The organism is Alcanivorax sp. HI0044 (assembly GCF_001634945.1).
The window spans coordinates 1-5,371 of sequence record NZ_LWEZ01001143.1 but is presented as its reverse complement, the minus strand read 5'-3'; the positions used below and the strand labels follow the sequence as shown (position 1 = coordinate 5,371).

Here is a 5,371-nt window from a genome sequence, read left to right as displayed (position 1 = left end):
CCGAAGATGTGTTGATCAAAGGTTGCGGCAAAGACGAAACCATTCTGTCGTTCAAGGACAGTGTCAACGTGACCGGCCTGGAAGCCCTGAACATTCGCGGCATTACCGTGGAAGACCTGACCATCCTGGATTCCCCGGGGGATGCCTTCAAACTCAAAAGTGTCAAATGGGGCACACTGCGCAACGTGCGGGCCATCTGGTCCGGCGGTGGCGAACCGATCACCGCAGATAACTACGCGGAACGCGTGCACGTTTCCTGTACCAACCCGCCGTTCAATGAAGGCGATCCCACCCCGGATTATGTGCCTAGCTCCGCCAGCGGCCGCTACGGGATCTACCCGGTAGAATCAGAAAACATTCTGGTGGAAGGCAGTGAATCCATTGGCGCCAGCGATGCCGGCATTTATGTGGGCCAGACCAACACCGCCATCATCCGCGACAGCCGTGCGGCCTATAACGTGATGGGTTTTGAAATCGAAAACGTTCAGGGCGGCGAGTACGACAACAACATCGCCGAATGTAATACCGGCGCCTTCCTGATCTACGACCTGGAAAACATCACCCGCTACGGTGATACCTCGGTAATGATCAACAACGTGGCTCGCAACAACAACACCTACAACTTTGCCCACAGCGGCCTGGTATCGGTAGTACCCCGCGGCACCGGTTTTATTACCCTCGGCTACGACAACATCGAAGTGCTCAACAACACCTTTGAAGATCACAGCACCGCGGCCGTTATCTACGCCAGCTATGAACTGATTGATGGCAAAAACAATACCGCCGATAAAAAACTCGACCCTTATACCGAAGGGCTGCACATCCACAATAACGTCATGAAAAATTCCGGTTATGACCTGCCACCACCGGACCTGGAAAAACTGGCAAACGGCGAAGTAGAAAGCGTGCTACCCACCCTGATCGGGCTGAAAAACCTGCCCACCCTCAACGACCCGACTCAACTGCTGGGCAGCCTGACAAACATACTCAATCTGGGCAAAGGGGCACACATTGTCTGGGACGGCCTGCGCGATGATCTGGACGAAGACTGCCCCTACCCGGTGGACAGCAACGGCGATCCGGTTCCCATGTGGGACAGCGGCAAGCCTATCCATACCAACGAGCACCCCAACCCCAGCTGCCACTACAACGCCTACAAATTTGACGAGAACAAAGCGCGGATTCAGCCGGAGTGGGGTTCCTGTATCCACGATAACGATCTGGACAGCGACAGCGCACCCTATCTGAACTTCCATGGTACCGATGGCCTGGAACTGGTACTGGCCATTGCGGAACAGGATTTTTCCATTCTGTCTCCCACAGGCCTGCTAGATGTGCTGGAAGGGCTGCTCAACCTGCCTTCGGACACCAATCTGTCTGATCATGATTGCCAGGCCCGTTTTGGCAAAACGTTGCCATCATTGCCGCGGGTAGAAATTCCGCCCTTCGAGCCCAGCGGTGAATTTGACCCTGCACCGTCGGATGAAGTTGTAGAGTTCTACTGTAGCGCTGAAGTTGCCGACGGCGAGATCAACCGCGAAGCACTGAACTACAACTGCCCGACGCTGGATCAGTACAACCTGTTTGCCGATGCGCAAGATCCACGCAGCATGCCCAATGAAAGTGGCCAGCCCTTTGTGCTGAACACCAAGCTGTTCTCTGACTACTCAACCAAGTACCGGGTCGTGTTTGTCCCCCCCGGCGAGCAGGCGGTGTACAGCGATGGCCAGGACGGCAACAACGTTAACGGCAGCATCGTGTTCCCGGAAGGCACCGTGATTGCCAAAACCTTTGCTTTCACCGATGAAAGCCAGGGCACCGAAGTCCCGGTAGAAACCCGCTTGCTGATCAAACGCAGAAACAGCCAGGACAGCGCCGTCTGGGTAGGCCTGCCCTACATCTGGGAAGAAGAAGACGGCAAGAGGGTTGCGCGTCTGGCCATGAACGGGGGCACCGCGTCGGTTGCCTGGCATTACCGTGATGCGGATTCCAACACCCTGCTCACCGGCAGCACCGATGGTTACACCATTCCTAACGGTAACCAGTGCGTGACCTGTCACGCCAATGATGACCAACCGGCTGGCAGTGCCCCCATTGGGCCCAAGCCGCGTAACCTGAACCGTGCCTACAAAGCAGAATCTGCCTTTATGGGCACCAGCGGTCAGGCCGGCTTCCCGGCGGTAAACCAGATCAAGCAGTGGAAAGATCTGGGGATTCTGACCGGCGTGCCGGAGTTGACCATCAGCAATGGGGTGGCCACCAACATTGAGCACTTGCCGCGCTGGAATGTGCCCGGTGACAGCGGTGAAACCGCCAACTCAGCGGCGGATATCGAAAGCCGTGTGCGTGCCTATCTGGAAGTGAACTGTCAGCACTGCCACAACGACAAGGGCGCCGCGTCCAACACCGGTTATTACCTGGATCACTTCCGCGATGTGAACGCCAGCTACGGGGTGTGCAAGAAGCCCACGGCCACCGGCGGCGGCTCCTGTGGTCGCCAGCATGTACTGGTTCCCGGCAGCGCAGGCAGCTCCATCGTCTCCTGTCGCGTCGCTGCAGAAGATGATCCGCAGAAAATGATGCCACCGATTGCCCGCAGCGTTGCCCATGGCGAAGCCACCGCGCTGATGGATCAGTGGATCAATAATGTGGTGGATAGCAGCTATACGAACGCTAGCGCCTGTAACTGATAGCCCCCTCCCTCCTCTCCGGCACCATCGGAGGGGAGTGCAACACCCCCTCCCTGCAAAGGGAGGGTTCTTAGGGCCTGTTAACAGACCCTAGCCGCTCTGCGGCCGCTATACGCGTCAGGCATCAGGCATCAGGCGTTTGGCGTCCAGCGCTCTTCTTTTTATCTCGAATGGCTTTCAACGGTGCAGACAATTTGTCCGGATGACGCGGATGAATGGCCGCATAGCATTGAAAAATTTCGGCCAGATCCTTCTCTACATCGCCACACGGCTCAATCACGCGAGCAAAGGTAATTTCCTTTTTCCGGTAGTCCGCAGTGGCCACCACAATCGGCACACCCGCCTGCTGGGCGATCCGGTAGAAGCCGGTCTTCCATTGTGTCGCCCCGCCCCGGGTGCCTTCCGGCGCCACCACCATCACCAGCTTGTCGCGGCTATTAAACTGCTCCACGGTCTGCTCAACCACACCACCCGCCTTGTGCCGGGCAATGGGCAACGCCCCCATCCAGCGCAGAATGGCCCCAAACGGCCCCTTGAAGGCGCTGTCCTTGATCATCACGTGAGCATCCAGCCCCAGCTGCATCATGGCCGCCAGGGTATAAATGCCATCCCAGTTGGACGTATGCGGCCCGCCGATAATTACCGCCTTGGGCACCGCCGGCATGGGGTTGGTCACCCGCCAGCCTGCCAGGCGCAAAAAGCCACGGGCAAGCCACCGGGAGAAGGCATTTCCGCGACGGGGATAATCAGAGTCCAGGGCTGATGGCATGGGATTGTCCATTGCAAAGAGAGCGGCGATCATACGCACGCGGCCCAATGATCACATTGGCACTAACGCCCAACGCACTCACAAGGCGATAACCGGCCCATGGACACCCTGCACTACCTGACAGGCTACCCCGCCCAGATCCAGCAACAGGCCCAAATCCTGCTGGACCAGGGGCAGCTGGGGGATTATCTGCAACAGCGCTATCCCGACAAGCATGAGATTCAAGGTGACAAGGCCCTGTTTCAATACGCCAACCCCCTCAAGCAACAATAGCTGCGCAAGGCGCCACCACTGGGCAAAGCCCATTACGATGCCAAGCTGAAAACGCTGAGTCAGGCGCGTGGGAGCCTCTGACTCACCCCTTGTATACTCAGGCTTTCAGGCTGGTTCGCAATCTAGGCGCACTTTTAAAGGCATGCTGGTTGCCTGTCGAGAAAGGGCAACAACGAGTGCGGACCAGCCTGAAAGCCCCGTAGGGCGAGACCTGAAGCGCACATCTGCTGCGCTTCGCCACTAGTAAAGGGAACCACCCTGCCCGTCGTGCCGAAACACAACAGCTGCACACTTCAGGTCACGCTGAGCATGCAAGGGGTGAGTCAGAGGCTCCCTGGCATGCATACCCGGCACACCCGCATTCACGGCAGCAAATTACGCAGCCATAACAGCCTGCGTATCGCCAGCCAGTTCAAGGCAGCGCCGGAAGCCTTTCTGCGCATGATCGTGGTCCACGAACTGGCTCACTTCAAAGAAACCGACCACAACAAGGCGTTTTATCAGCTCTGTTCGCACATGGCGCCGGACTACCATCAACTGGAACTGGATACCCGGCTCTGGCTTCTCTGGCAGGACACACGCAACCGCTGACACAGGCACCGCCGGCAAGAACCAGATTGCCCCCTGACGCCCCACTCCAACAGCACGAAAACGTCAAAAACCTCTTTATTCAACAAGCATTTACATTATCAATCGCGAATATCAGAAAAGACCATGGCCGGCAGTTTCATGTCTCCGCCATAAGGGCGTAGTATGAAATGACTTAACGTCATAACGCAGGGTCATCAGTGCCTAGGTTTGTGGCAATGTTGTACTGATCCTGCGCCAGTGTTCCGCATTGGCGGCCGTTCTATTTCCGCCCGCGCGGGACTCCAATCAGAGCCCAGGAGGTGTGTAGTGACACGGATTGGCCAGGACACCCTGAACAGCAAAAAAACGCTGCAAGCCAACGGCAAGACCTATCATTATTTCGATATCAATGCGGTCGCCGACAAAGGCTGGGGTGATCTCAGCAAGCTCCCCTTTTCCCTCAAAGTCCTTCTCGAAAACCTGCTCCGCTTTGAAGACGGTGACAGCGTCACCGGCGCCGACATCGAAGCCGTGATGCGCTGGCTGGAACACAAGCGCTCGGACAAGGAAATCAATTACCGCCCGGCCCGGGTACTGATGCAGGATTTCACCGGCGTCCCCGGTGTGGTGGATCTGGCGGCCATGCGCGATGCCATCAAGAAGGCCGGCGGCGATCCGGGCCGCATTAATCCGCTGACACCGGTGGATCTGGTCATCGACCACTCGGTGATGGTGGACAAGTTCGGCAACCCGCAAGCCTTCGAAGAGAACGTGGAAATCGAGTACCAGCGCAACCGGGAGCGTTATCAGTTCCTGCGCTGGGGCCAGAAAGCCTTCGACAACTTCCGCGTGGTGCCGCCGGGCACCGGCATCTGCCACCAGGTGAACCTGGAATACCTGGCCAAGGGTGTGTGGTCGTCCGAATCCGAGGACGGCAACACCTATGCCTACCCGGACACCCTGGTGGGCACCGATTCCCACACCACCATGATCAACGGCCTGGGCGTACTGGGCTGGGGCGTGGGCGGGATCGAAGCGGAAGCCGCCATGCTTGGCCAGCCCATCGCCA

General features: G+C 57.8%; 5 protein-coding genes. 4 read left to right on the top strand and 1 reads right to left on the bottom strand.

Annotated elements, in window-relative coordinates; translation table 11 throughout:
- Positions 1 to 2,690, top strand: a 2,690-nt coding sequence (locus tag A3730_RS14365; RefSeq protein ID WP_063538303.1) for a parallel beta-helix domain-containing protein, incomplete at its 5' end; no start/stop codon positions are given.
- A 124-nt stretch (positions 2,691 to 2,814) separates the two neighbouring features.
- Here A3730_RS14365 and A3730_RS14360 read toward each other — a convergent pair.
- Positions 2,815 to 3,459 (bottom strand): lysophospholipid acyltransferase family protein, encoded by a 645-nt coding sequence (locus A3730_RS14360; protein WP_231880648.1) that lies wholly within the window; start codon positions 3,457 to 3,459, stop codon positions 2,815 to 2,817.
- Positions 3,460 to 3,558: 99 nt separating this feature from the next.
- Here A3730_RS14360 and A3730_RS14355 point away from each other — a divergent pair, with 99 nt between their 5' ends.
- The 3 genes from A3730_RS14355 to A3730_RS14345 form a co-directional block, all read left to right on the top strand.
- Positions 3,559 to 3,732 (top strand): hypothetical protein, encoded by a 174-nt coding sequence (locus tag A3730_RS14355; protein WP_231880486.1) that lies wholly within the window; start codon positions 3,559 to 3,561, stop codon positions 3,730 to 3,732.
- Positions 3,733 to 4,071: 339 nt separating this feature from the next.
- The gene (locus A3730_RS14350; protein ID WP_363970953.1) at positions 4,072 to 4,323 is read left to right on the top strand and encodes a YgjP-like metallopeptidase domain-containing protein; all 252 of its coding nucleotides are present in this window, start codon (positions 4,072 to 4,074) and stop codon (positions 4,321 to 4,323) included.
- A 306-nt stretch (positions 4,324 to 4,629) separates the two neighbouring features.
- On the top strand, positions 4,630 to 5,371 hold a 742-nt coding region (locus A3730_RS14345), incomplete at its 3' end, for an aconitase family protein (protein WP_255364268.1).

What these genes read in the sequence shown, in the direction of transcription:
- A3730_RS14360 (WP_231880648.1), bottom strand. Translation starts at nt 3,459, where the DNA reads ATGCCATCAGCCCTGGACTCTGATTATCCCCGTCGCGGAAATGCCTTC.
- A3730_RS14355 (WP_231880486.1), top strand. Translation starts at nt 3,559, where the DNA reads ATGGACACCCTGCACTACCTGACAGGCTACCCCGCCCAGATCCAGCAA.
- A3730_RS14350 (WP_363970953.1), top strand. Translation starts at nt 4,072, where the DNA reads ATGCATACCCGGCACACCCGCATTCACGGCAGCAAATTACGCAGCCAT.